The following is a 16,827-nucleotide window of genomic DNA, read 5'->3' as shown; positions in this document are numbered from 1 at the left end:
GTGCCACAGGCCCGCCTAAGAATTGGTTAATCCGCGCGGAAGCCTGACGCCCGTTAAAAAGGCGATGTTCTTAATGCTAAGTCGCTATTAACCTTGTGACGGCATAGGATCGGGCAGGAACCCTTGGGAGCATGAGCATGAAGCGTATCTGGGGCGTGCTGGCCGCTGGAGCAATGTTGAGCCTGACGCAGGCCGCATCGGCCGATGTGAAGGCCGGGGTCGATGCCTGGCAACAGGGCGATTATGCCAGGGCGGTGGCGGTGTGGCAGCCGCTGGCGCAGTCCGGCGATCCCGATGCGCAGTTCAACATGGGACAGGCCTATAAGCTGGGCCGCGGCGTGAAGGCCGATCCCGCCCTCGCCATCGACTGGTACCGCAAGGCCGCGAAGCAGGGCCATGCCCGGGCCGAGGACAATCTGGGCCTTCTGATGTTCCAGCAGGGCGACCGCGCCGGCGCCTTTCCCTATCTGCAACGCGCCGCCGAACGGGGTGAGCCGCGTGCGCAATATATCGTCGGTACGGCCCTGTTCAATGGAGACCTGACCGCCAAGAACTGGGTGCGCGCCTATGCGCTGATGACGCGGGCGTCGCAGTCCGGACTGGCGCAGGCGACGGCCAGCCTCCGCCAGATGGACAAATATATTCCGCAGGATCAGCGCAACGACGCCATCGCCATGGCCCGCTCGATCGGCCGGCAGGAGGAAGATCCTCGCCTGCCCGCCCCCGTGGTGCGGGAGGCTCCCGCCCCGGTGCGGACGGCGCAGTTGCCGCCCTCGACCCCCAGGCCCAAGGCGCCTGAACCCGCGGCCAAACCCGCGCCCGCAAGGACAGCCGCCGCTAAACCCCTGGAGGCCGGACCCGCCGCCCCGAAGCCCGCCCTCCCCAAGCCTGCCCTCCCCAAGCCTGCCCTCCCCAAGCCAGCCGCCGGCGGCTGGCGCGTGCAGATCGGCGCCTTCAGCGCGGAGGCGCGGGCCCGGACGCTCTGGACCCAGCTCAGCGCCAAGGTCGGCGGTCTGTCCGGCTACCAGCCCTATATATCGACCAGCGGCGGCGTGACCCGACTTCAGGCCGGTCCCCTGGCGAGCGGCGCGGATGCGACCCGGCTGTGCGGCGCGATCAGGGCGGCCGGCGCGGAGTGCATGCCGAAGAAGATGTAAATCTTGCCAAAGCTTGGAATTTTATTTCAACCATGCGATAATGGGACCTCAGCACGGAGCGTCCCATGTCGATCGAAAATCAATCGGTGATCCATGCGTTGGTGGAGGGGCTTCTTGGCCCGGAAGCAGCGGGTGCAGCGCTGGCGGCGCTCGATCTGGACCGCCGCCTGACGGAACAGGGCGGTCCCCATGTCTCCCGCGCCGCCTTCACCATGGCGATGAACGTGGCGCTGTTCCACGACCTGCTGCGGCGGGTGCCGAGCGGAGCGGCCTATGTCGCGGACCGGCTGGCGCATGGGGGCAAGGTGCTGTTCGACCATGGCGCGCTGCGCACCATGAGGCTGGCCGAAGGCGCGACCGGACGCTTGCCCCCGGGGGAGGAGGCCTTCACCCGCATATTGCTGCCGCTGGGCTATGAGATGGCGGCGGTCTATCCGCTCGACCGGCTGCGGATGACGGGCCGCGCCTATCGCCATGCCGACCTGCCCGAAGCGATTCCCCAATTCTTCCTGTCGGAACTGCATGCCGACCGCTTCGACCCGGAATTCGCCGAAACGGCGGCGCGGGTGTTCGGCACATCCCGCGATCCGCTGACGGGGGAGGCGCAGGCCGTGCTCGGGAAATTCGCGGACGGCCAGCCCGTCACGCTGGCGGAGGCGGCCGCCGCCCTGCCGGTGATCGTCGCCGCCTTCGACCGGCAGCATCAGCCGCCGAGCGTCGAGGATTATGAACTGCTGCTCTCCCGATCCCATGAGGCGGGCTGGATCGCGACGGAAGGAAACGCCTTCAACCACGCCACCGACCGGGTGGCGGACGTCGCCGCGCTGGCGGAACGGCTGAAGGCGGAGGACTGGCCGATCAAGGATCGGCTGGAAATCTCCCGCACCGGGCGGGTGCGGCAAACCGCCCTGCGCGCCGACACGGTGGAACGGCTCTTCGCCGGCAACGAACTGCGCCGGGTTCCGGGCTCCTTCTACGAATTCATCAGCCGGGACATCGATCCCGCAACCGGCAGGCTGGACCTGGCCTTCGACACCGGCAATGCGACCGGCATCTTCGCGATGACCAGCACCCAGGGCGAAGGACGCGCATAACGGGTTGATCGGCGCGCGGGCTTGAGGCAACGGGTTCCCGATTTTTGCGGGGAGATGCGCGTTGACTGATCCGGTTGTCCCATCCTGGGTGCTGACCCTGGCCTGCGCCGACCGCGTCGGCATCGTCGCCGCCGTCAGCCAGTTCCTGGCGGAACGCGGCGGCTTCATCACCGACAGCCAGCAATATGCCGACCGGGAAGCAGGCCGCTTCTTCATGCGCGTCGCGTTCGAGGCGACGGACGGCCGCATGGGCGACACCGGCAGGCTGCGCGGCGAATTCGGCGATGTCGGCGCCCGCTTCGCCATGGACTGGCGGTTGACCGCCGCCGATGAAAAGCCGCGCATGCTGATCGCGGTGTCCAAGGGGTCGCACTGCCTGGCGGACCTGCTGCACCGCTGGCAGACGGGCACGCTGGCGGTCGACATCATGGGCGTGGTGTCCAACCATCCCGACATGCGCCGGATCACCGAATGGCACGGCATTCCCTATCACGAGCTTCCGCCCAATGGCGACAAGGCCGCGCAGGAGGAAGCGCTGCTCGGCCTGTTCGAACGGACACGCTCGGAATATCTGATCCTCGCCCGCTATATGCAGGTGCTCTCAGAGGAACTGGTGGAGAAACTCGCCGGCCGCTGCGTCAACATCCACCACAGCTTCCTTCCCGGATTCAAGGGCGCGCGCCCCTATCACCGCGCGCATGAGCGGGGCGTGAAGCTGATCGGCGCCACGGCGCATTTCGTGACTGCCGATCTCGACGAAGGGCCGATCATCGAACAGGCGGTGGAGCGCGTGGACCATCGCGCCACGGCGGAGGACATGATCCGCATCGGACGCGACATCGAAGCGCAGGTGCTCGCCCGCGCCGTCACATGGCTGGCCGACCGCCGGGTCCTGCAAAATGGCGGCAAAACGGTGGTTTTCCGCTAATCGGGCGCTAATCGGGGCGACCGCGACCCCGCCGGCCTTCAGGCCAGCTTGCGCGCCCTGTCCCGCCACGCCTCGGCCAGCACCGGCATGTCCGCCAGCGCCCTCACGGCGTCCGGCTCGCCCTTGTGCCCTCCCCCGATCAGCAGCCGGAACAGCCGCGCGACCGGCCACTCGGGCCATGGCCGCTCCAGCAATTCCATCTGCGTGCCGGCCTCCGCCTCCCCCTCCCGCAAGACCCGAAAATAGATGCCGCATCGCGCGGTCTTCACGATGGCCGCCATCACGTCGCGCGCGCCGAAACGATGGTCGAGCTTCCAGCAGGGCTGCCGTCCATGGCTCACCTCGACCACCGCGCTGCCCAGCGCAAAGCGGTCGCCAAGGCAGATCTCCTCCTCGGTCATCCCGCGCGACGCGATATTCTCGCCAAAGGCGCCCGGCCCTTCCAGCAAGGGATGACCGGGCTTGCGCTCGCGCCACCAGCCATAATGGTCCTGCGGATAGAGGTGGATGGCCTTGTCCCACCCGCCATGATGCACCTTGTCGGCCACCCCGTCGCCTTCAAGGCCCAGCCAGCCGATCCGCACCGCGCCCGTCACCGGCTTCTTCGCGATCGCGCTATAGTCGCCGTCGCGAAAGGGCGCGGGCATCCCGGTCAGCAGCGCGTCGACGGTCATGGAACAAAGGGTCATGCCCTCCCTTGCCATGGAAGCCATGACCGGGAAAAGGCCGCTCGGCAGGAAAATTACTCAGGCGGGGGACAGCTCCGAACCCAGCTTCAGCACTTCGCACCCGCTGTCGGTGGTCACCAGATAGGCGGGATTGCGGCGGGAACCGTTCCGCCTGATGACGGCGCCCTCGATCCGGCGCTCGACCTGCTGCTCGAACCGCTCGGCCACTCTCCCGCGGCCGACGCCCTGCCCCCAATTCCACTTGACCCTCGCTCCTTTGCGAAAGCTTCCGGTCATCAAGCATTCTCTCCTTCGGGGAACAACCGCGCCGGCCGGCCATCATTGCTGCCGCAAGGCAAAAATCCCGAATGCCGTCCTGGTTCCCTTGGGTTTTGCGCCTGCCTGCGTTAAGGGCGGCGGATGGATGTCACGGGGCTTCGCGTCGCGCTCTTCAGCGGCAATTACAATTATGTGCGCGATGGCGCGAACCAGGCGCTCAACCGCTTCGTCGCCTATCTGCTGCGGCAGGGCGCGGCGGTGCGCGTCTATTCGCCCACCACGGACAGCCCGGCCTTCGATCCGGCGGGCGATCTGGTCAGCGCGCCGTCGGTGCCCGTGCCCGGCCGCCGCGAATATCGGATTCCCTACCGCATGTCGGGCGCCGTCCGCCGCGACCTGAAGGCCTTCCGCCCGAACCTCGTCCATGTGTCCAGCCCCGATCCGCTCGGCCATCGCGCCGTGGCCTGGGCGCGCCGCCACGGGCTGCCGGCGGTCGCCTCCGTCCACACGCGCTTCGAAACCTATCCGCGCTATTACGGCCTCGCCTTTCTGGAGCCGGTGATCGAATCGCTGCTCCGCCGCTTCTACCGCCGCTGCGACGCCATCGTCGCCCCGTCCGAATCGATGGCGCAGCTCCTGCGCGAACAGCGGATGAGCTATGATGTCGGCATCTGGACCCGCGGCATAGACCGGGACATCTTCCATCCCGGCCGCCGCGACATGGCGTGGCGCCGGTCGCTCGGCATCGCGGACGACGAACCGGTGATCGGCTTCATCGGCCGCCTGGTGATGGAAAAGGGCCTCGACGTCTTTTCCGACACGATCGATCATCTGGCGGCGAAGAATGTGCGGCACAAGGTGCTGATCGTCGGCGAAGGGCCGGCGCGGGAATGGTTCGCGAACCGCCTGCCCAACGCCGTCTTCACCGGATTCCAGAAGGGCGCGGACCTCGGCCGCGCCGTCGCGGGCATGGACATGCTGTTCAACCCCAGCGTCACGGAAACCTTCGGCAACGTCACGCTGGAGGCGATGGCCTGCGGCCTGCCCACCGTCGCCGCCCGCGCCACCGGCAGCGAGAGCCTTGTCACCGACGGCGTCACCGGCCGCCTGATCCGCCCCGGCGCGATCACCGCCTTTGCCGACGCGCTGACCGTCTATTGCACCGATCCCGCCACGCGCTCCGCCGCCGGCGCGGCCGCCATGGCGCAGGCGGAACATTATGGCTGGGATCAGGTGAACCAGGCGCTGGTCGACACCTATATCCGCATCATCCGCCAGCGCGAACATGGCGCGCTGGTCCGGTCGAGCCCTGTTCCCTGAACGCAAAAGCCTTCCTATATCACAGGCGATGGCCGATCTTTTCGCCCCCGACGATCTCCCCCCTGTCCCAGCCGAAGCGCCGCTGGCCGACAAGCTGCGCCCCCGCGCGCTGGCGGACGTCGTCGGGCAGGATCATCTGACCGGACCGGATGGCGCGATCGGCCGCATGGTCGCCGCCGGCCGGCTCTCCTCGATCATCCTCTGGGGCCCGCCGGGCACGGGCAAGACCACCATCTCCCGCCTGCTGGCGGACGCCGTCGGCATGCGTTTCGAACCGATCTCCGCCGTCTTCTCCGGCGTCGCCGACCTCAAGAAGGTCTTTGCCGCCGCAAGGGACCATGCCCGGCGGGGCGAAAAGACACTGCTCTTCGTGGACGAGATCCATCGCTTCAACCGCGCGCAGCAGGACAGCTTCCTCCCCTTCGTGGAGGATGGCACCGTCACCCTGGTCGGCGCGACCACCGAAAATCCCAGCTTCGAACTCAACGCCGCGCTCCTCTCCCGCGCGCAGGTGCTGATCCTGCGCCGCCTCGACGCAACCGCCCTCGAACAGTTGCTGGAACGCGCCGAATCGCTGATGGAACGCCCCCTGCCGCTCGACGCAGCCGCCCGCGAAGCCCTGCTCGCCAGCGCCGACGGCGACGGACGCTTCCTGCTGAACCAGGTGGAGACCCTCTATTCCATCGGCGTCCCGCAGCCGCTCGATCCGGCGGGCCTTTCCGCCCTGCTCCACCGCCGCGTCGCGGTTTATGACAAGGACCGGGAGGGTCATTACAACCTCATCTCCGCGCTCCACAAAAGCCTGCGCGGTTCCGACCCGCAAGCCGCGCTCTACTATCTCGCCCGCATGCTGACCGCGGGCGAGGAGCCGCTCTACGTGCTGCGCCGCCTCGTCCGCTTCGCCGTGGAGGACATCGGCCTTGCCGACCCGCAGGCGGTCGTCCAGTGCCTCGCCGCCAAGGACAGCTACGACTTTCTCGGCTCCCCCGAAGGCGAACTCGCCATCGTCCAGGCCTGCCTCTATTGCGCCACCGCGCCCAAGTCCAACGCCGCCTACAGCGCCATGAAATCCGCCTGGAGGTCCGCCCGCGAGACCGGCTCGCTCATGCCGCCGCAGAACATCCTGAACGCCTCGACCAAGCTCATGAAGACCATCGGCTATGGCAAGGGCTATCAGTACGACCACGACGCGCAGGACGGCTTTTCCGGCGACAATTACTGGCCCGAGGAAATGCAGCCCCAAAGCTTCTACGCCCCCACCGAGCGCGGCTTCGAAGCGCGCATTGCCGAACGCATGGCCTATTGGGACCGCCTGAGGGCCGAACGCCGCCCGAAATGACCCCCCGCTTTGCCCGCTATGCGGTCATCGACTGGTCCGGCGCAAAGGGATCGCGCCACAAGGGCATAGCCGTCGCCCTGTGCGAAGCCGGCGATGCGGCGCCCCGGCTCCAGCATCCGGACGGCGGCGGCCTCTGGTCGCGCCGCGCCGTCGCTGACTGGCTTGTCCGCACCGCGGCCGAAGCCCCGACCCTGTTCGGCTTCGATTTCAGCTTCGCCCCGCCCTATGTCGCGCGCCGAAGCTACCTCCCCGGCGACGACGTGCCCGCCACCGGCCCGGCCTTCTGGGCCTATGTCGACGGCATTTGCGCGGACGAGGATCTGGGCGCCGCCAGCCTGCTCGAACGCACCCACCGGCGGCATTTCTATTTCGGCAAGGCCGACGGCATCAAGGCGGACTATATGCACAACCGCGCCTGCGAGGCGCATTACAACGCGCAAGGCGGCGGCAAGCCCTCCACCGTCTATGACGCCATCGGCGCGGCGCAGGTCGCCAAGGCCAGTTTTTCAGGGATGCGCCTGCTCCACCATGTCCATCCGCACGTCCCCGTCTGGCCCTTCGACCCGCCGCCGCCGATCGGCTCGCTGATCGTGGAAATCTACACCAGCATCGCCGCGCGCGCCGCCGGACGCCCCAAGGGCCGGGCCAAGATGCGCGACCTCCCGGCGCTGAACGACGCGCTATTCGCCGTCGGGTCACAACCGCATATGGGCCTTCCCCCCGACGACCATGGCGCCGACGCGATCCTGACCGCCGCCTGGCTCCGCCGCGCGGCCCCCCGCCCCAGCCTGTGGAACCCGGCGCCGCTCAACGAAAAAATCGCCGCAACAGAGGGCTGGACGTTCGGCATCATCTGATAGTAAGGCGCTCCCCGTCCGAAACGGATGGGCCGGCTTAGCACAGCGGTAGTGCAGCGGTTTTGTAAACCGAAGGTCGGGGGTTCGATCCCCTCAGCCGGCACCATGACTTCCAGAACCGTCCATGCCGGGGTGAGGCCGGACGAAGCCGAAGTCCCCTGTCGAAACATTCCGCGCAGCCCGAACCGAACCGACAGGTTCTGATTCCACGCCACCTGCCCTATACTCGCCCGATGGCATATCGACGCCTGAAAAACTGGGCCCGCGCGCTGAAGGTCGACATCATGGCCCTGTGGCTCGCCGCCCGCGACAGCCGCACGCCCCCGGCCGCAAAGCTCGTCGCCGCCGCCGTCGCCGCCTTCGCGCTCAGCCCGGTCGACCTGATCCCGGACTTCATCCCGATCCTGGGCTATCTGGACGATCTCATCATCCTGCCGCTCGGCATCGCCCTGGCGATCCGCCTCATTCCCGCGCCGCTGATGGCGCAGTTCCGCACCGAAGCGCAACGCCTGTCGGACCGTCCCAAAAGCCGCACGGCAATGGCGGTCATCCTCCTGATCTGGCTTGCTTCGGGTCTGGCGCTGTCACTGTACGCCGCCCACTGGATCGCCCATCGCGCCCGCTGATCATGTTTCAGAGCGCGACCTGCGCAATCTGACGCAGCGCGCCCTGGCCCCAAAACAAAATGGGGGCCGGCATTTCTGCCGGTCCCCACTTCCGTCGCGTCTCTCGATCCGCTTCTCTTTCAAGATGCGATCATCGGACTCGGCGTGCGATAGGTCCGCCTCAAAGGCTTTGCTATCGTGTCGGCTCCGCTTGCCCGGCCGGTCGGCCGTTCTCCCGCAGCCTGTCCTCTTTATTCGATGCCCGACGTTCACTTTCGCGCGTGCACGGCACCGTCTATTGAGAACCATCGGATTTCCGCATTTTCCTTCCGGTCCATGCTTCTTTCCCGACGCTCGAAAATTCCTTCAAGTCGCTGATTTCTCATCGACTTTGGCATCCAGATCGCTCTGTCTCCCGGTCTTTCCGATAAGAGGATGCTCTCACCAAAAGCGAGTCGCTCAAAGCGGAATCTTGCACCCTGAAGACCGCCTCGCGCTAAAGCTGTGGATAAGTGTGGATAATTTTTCCGCATGGTTCAGCCGCCCGGCGACCAGCCTCGCGGCGCCAGCGTGAAGCCGGAAAATTCAAAGCCCGGCACGACCACGCAACTGACCAGCGTCCATCCGCCCATCGGCCGCGCCGCCTGCCAATGATGGGCCGGGACCAGCCCTTGCGGCTGCTGCCCCGCCAGCACGTCCCCGCCCAGCAGCATGTCCCGTGCAGCCCCTCCTTCATCCGCGATCGAGAGGGTGAGCGGCGCCCCGGCATGCCAGAACCAGTGCTCGACGGCGTCGACCCGGTGCCAGTGCGAAGCCTGGTGCGCCTCCAGCAGGAAATAGATCGCGGTCCCGCCTGCCCGTTCGCCCGCTCCGGCCGGCGCGCGCCAGCTTTCCCGAAACCATCCCCCCTCCGGATGCGGCGCAAGGTCGAGGAGCCGGATCAAAGCCCCCGCTGCCGCTTCATCGCAACCGTCCATCGCCCTGCCTCAAAATTTATGCCCGGAAAAACAACATGATGCGCCGTTGTCGCAGGTTCATGCAACCTCCATCAATATGCGCGGGTTGAACGATCAAAGCACGTCTTTTGGAGGAGAAAAAATGCGTAAAGCCCTTATGGCCATGGCCGCCGTCTCGCTGGCCATTCCCGCTTCGATGGCGATCCCGACGGACGGCGCCAACGCCCGCCGCCATTATCAATATCGCGAATGGCGCGGCCGCGACGGCCGCATGTACTGCCGCAAGTCCAACGGCACCACCGGCCTGATCGTCGGCGGCGTGGGCGGCGCTCTGGTCGGCCGCGCCATCGACACCCGCGGCGACCGCGCGACCGGCACGATCCTGGGCGCCGCCGGCGGCGCGCTGCTCGGCAAGGAAATCGACAGCAAGCGCCGCTGCCGCTGACAGGCGCGAAAAAGGGCGGCTTCCGATGGGAAGCCGCCCTTTTTTCATGTCTTCAAGACATTCAAGGCTTATTCGGCAGCCGCGCCGCGCGCCTCATCGACCTTGAAGGCCACCGACTGACCGCCGGAAACGCCCGACACGCGGCCATTCTTGACCGACAGGTTGAAGGCGACGGCGTCGGGATAGCGACGGCCCGAAATCACCTTGCCGGTCTTGGTGTCCTTGACGTCATACACATAGGTGTAGCCCTCGTGCGTGAACTTCTGCTTGGCAGCGTCTTCGGCATGGGCGGGAGCGTTGGCGGCGCCGGCGGCGAACAGGGCGGAAAGGACAAACTTGGACAGCATTCGCATGGGTAAACTCCTTGTGAATGCCGATCAAACACCTCTGGAATATTCTTTTCTGTTGATGCCGATTTATGGTGCGCCGCGCTAAAACGACAATCGCAAACAAAGGCGAAACAATTGCATTTCCCGCAACCGCCAACTCAACCCTTTGATAAATCAAGAATATGTTTGAATTCCGCCGCCGTCAGCGGGGACACGGAAAGGCGCGATTGGCGTATCATCACCATATTGGCCAGCTTCGGATCGGCCTTCATCGTCTTCAGCGTGACGGGCTTGGCGAACTTTTCCTTCGGCGCCACATGCACGGCCACCCACTTGCCCGTCCCGTCCGTGCTGTCGGGCGCGGCTTCCTCGACGATCTCCATGATGCCGACCGCCTCGACCCCGATATTGCTGTGGTAGAAGATCGAAAGATCGCCCTTGCGCATCGCCTTCATATGGCCTTGCGCGGCATGATTTCGCACCCCGTCCCACTCCGCCTTCCCCTTTGCGGCCAGATCGTCGTAGGAAAAGGCGTCGGGTTCCGATTTCATCAGCCAATAGTTCATGGCTTCTCCTTGCATCAGCCGCGAAGGACGATCAAGGATGCGCGCATGGCCCGGCGGCGCCAGGACGGCGCGCCTGGGCGGGTCCAGTTGAATTTCGGAGAATCACGTGTCGCAATCCCTGCTGGGACAAGTGCCTGTCCTGTCCTTGGGCAATATGGAAAGGGCCGACTTCGCCGCCGCCTTCGGCGGCTCCTTCCAGCGCTTCGGCTTCGCCATGGTGAAGGACCATGGCATGGACCCGGCGCTGATCGACCGGGGCTGGGCGCTCGCCCGCCGGTTCTTCGCCCTGCCGGAGGAGGCAAAGCGCCGCTACGACGCCCGATATAATGGCGGCCAGCGCGGCTACACCGCCTTCGGCGTGGAAATCGCCAAGGGCGCGAGCGAGAACGACCTCAAGGAATTCTGGCATGTCGGCCGCGACCTGCCCGAGGGCGATCCGCTGGCGCAAAGCATGCCGCCCAATGTCTGGCCGGACGAGCTGCCGGAATTTCATGAGACGTTCACGCGCCTCTATGCCGAATTCGACCGCGTCGGCGCCGAACTGCTGTCCGCCATCGCCCTTTATCTGGGGCTGGAGGAGCGCTGGTTCGACAAGCCCATCGAAAACGGCAATTCGATCCTGCGCCTGCTCCATTATCCGCCCGTCTCGCCGGAAGCGCCGGGCATCCGCGCCGGCGCGCATGAGGACATCAACCTCATCACCCTGCTGCTGGGCGCCGAGGAAGGCGGGCTGGAACTCAGGGACCGGGACGGCAACTGGCTGCCCGTGGTTCCGCCGCCGGGCGCGCTCGCCATCAATGTGGGCGACATGCTCCAGCGGCTGACCAACCATCGCCTGCCCTCGACCAGCCACCGCGTCGTCAACCCGCCGCCGGAACGGCGCGGCCATTCGCGCTATTCCATGCCCTTCTTCCTGCACCTGCGGCCGGACTTCCTGATCGACGCCCTGCCCCAATGCGTCGATGCGGCGCATCCCCGCCGCGACCCGCCCATAACCGCGCACGACTATCTGACCGAACGGCTGCGGGAAATCGGCCTGACCAAGGGGTAGCGACGGGAATGACGGGCGATCGGTTCCGATCGCCCGGAAACCGCCCTATCTCCGCCCGCGCCCCATGGTGATCCCGATCTCCTCGCCCTTCTCGCTGAGGGCGAGCTTCACGATCTTCACCTCGACATGGGTCACCTTGTCGTCCTGGAGGAAGATCGTCTCGATGATATGATCGGCCACCGCCTCGATCAGCGTGAAATGCTGTCCTTCCGGCAGGGCCGCGGTCGCGGCATGTTTCAGGTCCATGTAATTTTTGGACCGGGACAGCGGCGTGTCGGGATCGTAATGGTCCGCGATCTTCAGCCGCGCCCTGATCGATATGCGCAGCGGTTGCGGCAGGTGCGTTTCCTCCGAATAGATGCCGGTCAGGACATCCACGTCCAGATTATTCACCTCCAACGTCAGGAAATCGTCAAATCCGCTGTTCATAGCTCGCCACATTCAGGCCGTCCCTGCCGCGGGCCGGCCCCAGTTTAGACTTTTATTTTGCGAGCCACGCGCTAAAGCCCGCCGCTCTCGGCGCGTCCATGCGCCATTGAGGACGGATCGGCAAGACGTGTCTGTGATAGTGCCCCTCAACATGATGTCGCGGAACGCGGTCGAGCAACTGCTTGACGCGGCCTTCGGCCCTGACCGGCACGGTCGCACCGCCTATCTGATTCGCGACGGCATGCCCTGGCTGCCCGAACTCTCCTTCGGCATGCGGGATGGGGAGGGCAGGCTCATCGGCTCCCTGCAAAGCTGGCCCGTCGCGCTCGCCCATGAAGACGGCAGCCGGACGCCGCTCATCATGGTCGGCCCCGTCGCGGTGGACCCCGCGGTGCAGGGCGCCGGCCACGGCCGCGCGCTGATGGACGCCGTCGTCGCGGCCGCCCGCGCGCGGCGAAGCGATCCGCTGATGATGATCGGCGATCCGGAATATTATGGCCGCTTCTGGGGCTTTTCGGCCGAAGGCACCGGCGGCTGGGACTGCCCCGGCCCGTTCGAGCCGCGCCGCCTGCTGGCGCTGTCGGTCGACGGTAGGCCGATAGGCGGCACGGGCATGCTGGGTCCGCGCGCCACCGTCCGCGCCTGAAATTTCCCTTTTGCCTTCGCGCCCAAGCGCCCCTATCTCGGCCCCATGCCGATGGAGCCGCCCCCCGATCTTTCCAACCTGTCCCTCAGCGATGTCGCGCGCCTGCTGGCGGAAAAGCGCCTTCCGCCCGTGGAGAAGTGGAACCCCGACCATTGCGGCGACAGCGACATGCGCATCGCCCGCGACGGCACCTGGTTCCATCAGGGCTCGCCCATCGGCCGCGAAGCCATGGTCCGCCTCTTCTCCACCATCCTGCGCCGCGAACCCGACGGCAGCCACGTCCTGGTCACGCCCGTAGAGAAACTCTCGATCGAGGTGGAGGATGCCCCCTTCATCGCCGTCGAGCTCAAGAGCGAAGGCGAAGGCCGGGCGCGCAACCTCGCCTTCCGGCTCAACACGGGCGACCTGGTCGCCGCCGGCCCGGACAATGCCCTTGTCCTGCGCGAAACGCCGGACGGGCCGCATCCCTATCTCCATGTCCGCGGCGGGCTGGAGGCGCTGATCGCCCGCAGCGTCTATTATGAACTGATGAACCTGGCGCTGGACGAAGGCGCCCAACCCATCGGCCTCTGGAGCAACGGCGCCTTCTTCGCGCTGGACGGATCGGCATGACCCTGGCGGAACGGCTGCGGACCGCCCTCAGGCAGGGGCATGAGCGGGAGGTCGGCCTGATACCCTCCGACACCCGCGACCCCCGGATCGACGGCGACATCCTGCTCTCGCCCGCGGCCGTGCTGGTCGCGATCACCGACCGTCCCGAACCCGGGCTGATCCTGACCCAGCGCTCCGCCGGACTGCGCCAGCATGCCGGACAGGTCGCCTTCCCCGGCGGACGGGTCGACGACGACGACCCCGACGAAATCGCCGGCGCCCTGCGGGAAGCGCAGGAGGAGATCGGCCTCCCTCCCGGCCTTGTCGACATCATCGGCACGTCGGACCGCTATCACACCTTCACCGGCTTCGACATCGTCCCCGTGCTGGGCGTGATCCCGCCCGACCTTCCCCTCTCCCCCCGCGAAGCGGAGGTGGCGGAGCTGTTCGAACTTCCCCTCTCCTTCGCCCTCGATCCCGCCAACCGGATTAGAAAATCGATAGATTATCAGGGTGTTGAAAGGCATTATTACGAAATATTCTGGGAAGGACGCCGCATCTGGGGCATCACCGCCGCGATCCTCGCCAATCTGTCGCGCAGGCTAGGCCATGACCAGCCTGCTGCCTGACGCCGACTGGCGCCATCGCCCCGGCCTGGACGCGCTGCTGAGGGCGCTCGGCGCGGAACAGGGCCTCGCCCGCTTCGTCGGCGGCGCCGTTCGCGACGGCCTTCTGGGCCTGCCGGTCAACGACCTGGACATCGCCACCGTGCTGGAGCCGCAGTCCGTCATCGACCGCCTCAGGGCCGCGGGGATAAAGGCCGTGCCCACCGGCATCGACCATGGCACGATCACGGCGGTGATCAACGGCTGGCCGGTGGAGATCACAACCCTCCGCCGCGACGTCAGCACGGACGGCCGCCGCGCCACCATCGCCTATACCGACGACTGGCGCGAAGACGCCGCCCGGCGCGATTTTACGATCAACGCGCTCTATGCCGACCCCCTCACCCACACCATCACGGACTTCTTCGGCGGCGTCGCCGATCTCCGCGCGCATCGCGTCCGCTTCATCGGAGAGGCAAGCGCCCGCATCGCGGAGGATCATCTCCGCATCCTGCGCTATTTCCGTTTCCTCGCGCGCTTCGGCCATGACGAACCGGATGTGGAGGCCTATGCCGCCTGCCGCGACGCCGCCAACAGCCTGATGGCCCTTTCGCGCGAACGCATTGCGGACGAACTGCTCAAACTGCTCGCCCTGCCCGGGCCGCTCGCCTCGCTCCGGCTCATGGTCGACGGCGGCATATTGCTGCCCGTCCTGCCGGAGGTCGACCATGACGGACTGGCCCGCCTGTCCATGCTGATCGAGCGGGAGGCCGCCTCCGGCATCGCCCCTGCGGCCCTGCGCCGCCTGGCGGCCCTGCTTCCGCCGGACCCGCGCGCCGCCGATCAGGTGGGCGCCCGGCTCAAATTGTCCAACAAGGCCCGCAAGCGCCTGACCGCCGCGCTGGAAGGCGCCGCCACCGGCGCGACCCCCCGCGCCCTCGCCTTCCGGATCGGCGTGGAAGGGGCCATCGACCGTATCCTGATCGATCCCTCGGCTCCGCTCGACGGCCTGAAGATGCTCGCGGACTGGGCCCCGCCGCGCCTGCCGCTGGGCGGCGGCGCCCTGATCGCGCGGGGCCTTCAGCCCGGCCCGGACGTGGCGAAGGCGCTGGCCGAGGTTCAGGACATCTGGGTGGCGGAGGATTTTCCCGACGCAGCCCGCGTCTCGGAAATCGCGGATCAGACCGTTTCGAAATTCCAGCGCGCCCGCCAATAGTCATAGGCATCGCCCTCCGCCATCGGCCGCGCGAAATAATAGCCCTGCCCCTGCCAGCACCCCAGATTCTGCAACGCATGGGCCAGTTGCTGCGTCTCGATCCCTTCGGCCGTGACATGCAGCCCCAGCGATTCGGCCAGCGACAGGATGGTGCGCACCATGATCTCCTTGTCCCGGTCCTCCAGCATGGATGTCACGAAACTGCGGTCGATCTTCAATATGTCGATGGGCAGGCTGTGCAGGCTCGCCAGGTTGGAATAGCCGGTGCCGAAATCGTCCATGGCGATCGGCATGTGCAGGTCCTTGAGCGCGAACAACAGCTTCCGCGCCTTTTCGGGGTCCGCCACGATGGCGCTTTCGGTCAGTTCCGCCGTCAGCCGCTTGCCCGAAATGCCCGCATAGCGCAGCGCTTCCTCGAACATGGATGCGACATCGTCCCGCGCCATCTGGATCGGGGAAAGGTTCACATTGACGCCCACCGGCAGCGCCTGGCCGAATTTCGCGTCCCACCGGCTGAGCGCCTGCGCCGCCTCATAGGCCGCCCAGCGGCCCAGCGGCGTGATCAGCCCGCTTTCCTCCGCCACGGCGATGAACTCGGCGGGCGAAACATGACCCAGTTCTTCATCCTCCCACCGCGCCAGCGCCTCGAAGCCGGTGATTTCACCCGTCTGCAGGTGGATCAGCGGCTGGAAGGCCAGCGTCAGCCCCCCCTGGGCCAGCGCATCGCGCAGGCGGCTCTCGACGGAAAATCGCCGCTGCGCCTCCTTCAGCACGCCATTGCGGTAGATTTCCACCTTGCCGCTGCGCTTGGCGATCTTCACCGCGGCCTGCGCCTTGCGCACCACATCCTCGGGGTCTTCGGTCAGGCTGGTCGACAGGGCGCAGCCGATCGCGCAATCGACCCGGATTTGCAGATCGCTCAGCCTGATCGGATAGCTGAGCGAGTCCCGGATGCGCTGAACGATATGAAGGGCGTCCGACAAACCATTGTTAAGCCTGGCGAAAATCGCAAAGTCGTTGCCGCCGATGCGCGCCAGCACATCGCCCTGCCGCAGGCTGGATTTCAACCGCTTGGCCACCGTGATCAGCAACTCGTCGCCGGCCATCGGGCCCAGGGATTCATTGACCCGGCTGAACCGGCTCAGATCGATGGCGAGGATGCCGAACTGCGCATTGTCCGGCCAGGGCGTGTTGGTCAGCCGGTCCTCGATCTCCTCGCCAAATCCCGTGCGGTTGGGAAGCGCGGTCAGGCCGTCGGACAATAATTCCCGCCGCAGGTTCTTCTCGATGGTCCGGTCGCTCGTCCGGTCGAGGGCGGTGAACAGGAACAGATTGGGTTCGCCATCCGGTTCGGGCAGCCGCCCGACGGTGCAGTAGAAATATTCGGGCCCCAACATGCCGTCGCGGCGCAATTCGAAACCTTCCGAATCGCGCCCGGACAGGACGCTCTGCACGATCCGCCTGCGCCATTCGGCCGCATGGGGCCGTTCGGCTTCGCCCGGGTTGCTGCAGGTGAAGCAGCTTCCGAACGGCGCATTGGTCGCCACCATGGACAACCTATTGTCTTCGAAGGAGAATGCAGCCGCCGGATAAGGCAGCGCAGCCAGCCAGTCCGCTATCGCCACGCGATGGGAAAGATGCGCGTCATCCTGCCCCAGAAGGAGCTGGATGTCCGGCATTTCGGTCGGCCGATCACGCATCGACATGGCTTCCATAGGCCCGGCGATAGGCCCAAAGGGTAAATTT

At 66.5% G+C, this 16,827-nt stretch carries 20 protein-coding genes and 1 tRNA gene; 14 read left to right on the top strand and 7 right to left on the bottom strand.

The genetic code is table 11. The annotated features are described in order from the left end of the window. Nucleotides 1-131 precede the first annotated feature (131 nt). The 3 genes from LDB29_RS04480 (at nucleotide 132) to purU (ending at nucleotide 3,179) form a co-directional block, all read left to right on the top strand. Nucleotides 132-1,157 carry an SPOR domain-containing protein gene (locus tag LDB29_RS04480; protein ID WP_099185825.1) on the top strand — a complete coding sequence of 342 codons (1,026 nt, stop codon included), beginning with the start codon at nucleotides 132-134 and terminating at the stop codon, nucleotides 1,155-1,157. Between the two features lie 65 nt (nucleotides 1,158-1,222). Beyond that, nucleotides 1,223-2,251, top strand: coding sequence for a 2-oxoadipate dioxygenase/decarboxylase family protein (locus tag LDB29_RS04475; RefSeq protein WP_025552273.1), 1,029 nt, complete (start codon nucleotides 1,223-1,225; stop codon nucleotides 2,249-2,251). Between the two features lie 88 nt (nucleotides 2,252-2,339). Further along, nucleotides 2,340-3,179 (top strand): formyltetrahydrofolate deformylase, encoded by an 840-nt coding sequence (gene purU, locus LDB29_RS04470; protein ID WP_371873091.1) that lies wholly within the window; start codon nucleotides 2,340-2,342, stop codon nucleotides 3,177-3,179. Nucleotides 3,180-3,217: 38 nt separating this feature from the next. Here purU and LDB29_RS04465 read toward each other — a convergent pair whose 3' ends face one another. Then, complete coding sequence (locus LDB29_RS04465; protein ID WP_193666783.1) at nucleotides 3,218-3,868, bottom strand: MOSC domain-containing protein; 651 nt, start codon at nucleotides 3,866-3,868, stop codon at nucleotides 3,218-3,220. 57 nt (nucleotides 3,869-3,925) lie between these two features. Next, on the bottom strand, nucleotides 3,926-4,144 hold the full coding sequence (locus LDB29_RS04460) for a DUF2945 domain-containing protein (RefSeq protein ID WP_025551239.1): 219 nt from the start codon (nucleotides 4,142-4,144) through the stop codon (nucleotides 3,926-3,928). Nucleotides 4,145-4,267: 123 nt separating this feature from the next. Here LDB29_RS04460 and LDB29_RS04455 point away from each other — a divergent pair, with 123 nt between their 5' ends. From LDB29_RS04455 to LDB29_RS04435, 5 genes are all read left to right on the top strand, one after another. After that, complete coding sequence (locus LDB29_RS04455; RefSeq protein WP_044661992.1) at nucleotides 4,268-5,446, top strand: glycosyltransferase family 1 protein; 1,179 nt, start codon at nucleotides 4,268-4,270, stop codon at nucleotides 5,444-5,446. Nucleotides 5,447-5,474: 28 nt separating this feature from the next. Further along, nucleotides 5,475-6,785, top strand: coding sequence for a replication-associated recombination protein A (locus LDB29_RS04450; RefSeq protein ID WP_257556308.1), 1,311 nt, complete (start codon nucleotides 5,475-5,477; stop codon nucleotides 6,783-6,785). Continuing rightward, entirely contained in the window at nucleotides 6,782-7,642 is an 861-nt protein-coding gene (locus tag LDB29_RS04445) for a hypothetical protein (protein WP_025551243.1), read from the top strand. Before LDB29_RS04450 ends, LDB29_RS04445 begins: the two co-directional genes overlap by 4 nt. Before the next feature lie 31 nt (nucleotides 7,643-7,673). After that, nucleotides 7,674-7,748 (top strand) — tRNA-Thr (locus tag LDB29_RS04440). A 127-nt stretch (nucleotides 7,749-7,875) separates the two neighbouring features. After that, entirely contained in the window at nucleotides 7,876-8,268 is a 393-nt protein-coding gene (locus LDB29_RS04435; RefSeq protein WP_025551244.1) for a YkvA family protein, read from the top strand. 515 nt (nucleotides 8,269-8,783) lie between these two features. Here the strand turns inward: LDB29_RS04435 and LDB29_RS04430 are convergent. Continuing rightward, the gene (locus LDB29_RS04430; protein WP_025551245.1) at nucleotides 8,784-9,224 is read right to left on the bottom strand and encodes a cupin domain-containing protein; all 441 of its coding nucleotides are present in this window, start codon (nucleotides 9,222-9,224) and stop codon (nucleotides 8,784-8,786) included. Between the two features lie 121 nt (nucleotides 9,225-9,345). On the opposite strand from LDB29_RS04430, the gene LDB29_RS04425 reads away from it, so the two are divergent. Further along, complete coding sequence (locus LDB29_RS04425) at nucleotides 9,346-9,648, top strand: glycine zipper 2TM domain-containing protein (protein ID WP_025551246.1); 303 nt, start codon at nucleotides 9,346-9,348, stop codon at nucleotides 9,646-9,648. Nucleotides 9,649-9,716: 68 nt separating this feature from the next. Here LDB29_RS04425 and LDB29_RS04420 read toward each other — a convergent pair whose 3' ends face one another. Continuing rightward, the gene (locus LDB29_RS04420; protein ID WP_025551248.1) at nucleotides 9,717-9,995 is read right to left on the bottom strand and encodes a hypothetical protein; all 279 of its coding nucleotides are present in this window, start codon (nucleotides 9,993-9,995) and stop codon (nucleotides 9,717-9,719) included. Nucleotides 9,996-10,135: 140 nt separating this feature from the next. Further along, nucleotides 10,136-10,543, bottom strand: coding sequence for an EVE domain-containing protein (locus tag LDB29_RS04415; protein WP_099185827.1), 408 nt, complete (start codon nucleotides 10,541-10,543; stop codon nucleotides 10,136-10,138). Nucleotides 10,544-10,649: 106 nt separating this feature from the next. On the opposite strand from LDB29_RS04415, the gene LDB29_RS04410 reads away from it, so the two are divergent. Beyond that, nucleotides 10,650-11,594, top strand: a complete 945-nt coding sequence (locus LDB29_RS04410) for an isopenicillin N synthase family oxygenase (protein ID WP_257556304.1) — start codon at nucleotides 10,650-10,652, stop codon at nucleotides 11,592-11,594. A gap of 45 nt (nucleotides 11,595-11,639) precedes the next feature. Here LDB29_RS04410 and LDB29_RS04405 read toward each other — a convergent pair whose 3' ends face one another. Then, nucleotides 11,640-12,023 (bottom strand): dihydroneopterin aldolase, encoded by a 384-nt coding sequence (locus tag LDB29_RS04405; RefSeq protein ID WP_025551250.1) that lies wholly within the window; start codon nucleotides 12,021-12,023, stop codon nucleotides 11,640-11,642. Nucleotides 12,024-12,150: 127 nt separating this feature from the next. Between LDB29_RS04405 and LDB29_RS04400 the strand changes: the two genes are divergently transcribed. From LDB29_RS04400 to LDB29_RS04385, 4 genes are read left to right on the top strand one after another with little or no spacing between them, the layout of a single operon-like run. Next, nucleotides 12,151-12,669, top strand: a complete 519-nt coding sequence (locus tag LDB29_RS04400; RefSeq protein ID WP_037483800.1) for a GNAT family N-acetyltransferase — start codon at nucleotides 12,151-12,153, stop codon at nucleotides 12,667-12,669. Between the two features lie 45 nt (nucleotides 12,670-12,714). Beyond that, complete coding sequence (locus tag LDB29_RS04395) at nucleotides 12,715-13,281, top strand: DUF1285 domain-containing protein (protein ID WP_025551253.1); 567 nt, start codon at nucleotides 12,715-12,717, stop codon at nucleotides 13,279-13,281. Further along, nucleotides 13,278-13,889 carry a CoA pyrophosphatase gene (locus tag LDB29_RS04390; protein WP_099185828.1) on the top strand — a complete coding sequence of 204 codons (612 nt, stop codon included), beginning with the start codon at nucleotides 13,278-13,280 and terminating at the stop codon, nucleotides 13,887-13,889. Before LDB29_RS04395 ends, LDB29_RS04390 begins: the two co-directional genes overlap by 4 nt. Further along, a complete protein-coding gene (locus tag LDB29_RS04385; RefSeq protein WP_099185829.1) occupies nucleotides 13,870-15,081 on the top strand; it encodes a CCA tRNA nucleotidyltransferase in 1,212 nt (403 codons plus the stop codon). Before LDB29_RS04390 ends, LDB29_RS04385 begins: the two co-directional genes overlap by 20 nt. Here LDB29_RS04385 and LDB29_RS04380 read toward each other — a convergent pair. After that, complete coding sequence (locus LDB29_RS04380) at nucleotides 15,045-16,787, bottom strand: putative bifunctional diguanylate cyclase/phosphodiesterase (RefSeq protein ID WP_373278261.1); 1,743 nt, start codon at nucleotides 16,785-16,787, stop codon at nucleotides 15,045-15,047. The two genes, LDB29_RS04385 and LDB29_RS04380, sit on opposite strands and share 37 nt — an antisense overlap. Between the last annotated feature and the right edge of the window lie 40 nt (nucleotides 16,788-16,827).

It is taken from the genome of Sphingobium sp. CFD-2 (assembly GCF_024611135.1).
In the GTDB taxonomy this organism is placed as follows: domain Bacteria; phylum Pseudomonadota; class Alphaproteobacteria; order Sphingomonadales; family Sphingomonadaceae; genus Sphingobium; species Sphingobium fuliginis.
This window is presented reverse-complemented; position numbering and strand designations above follow the sequence as displayed.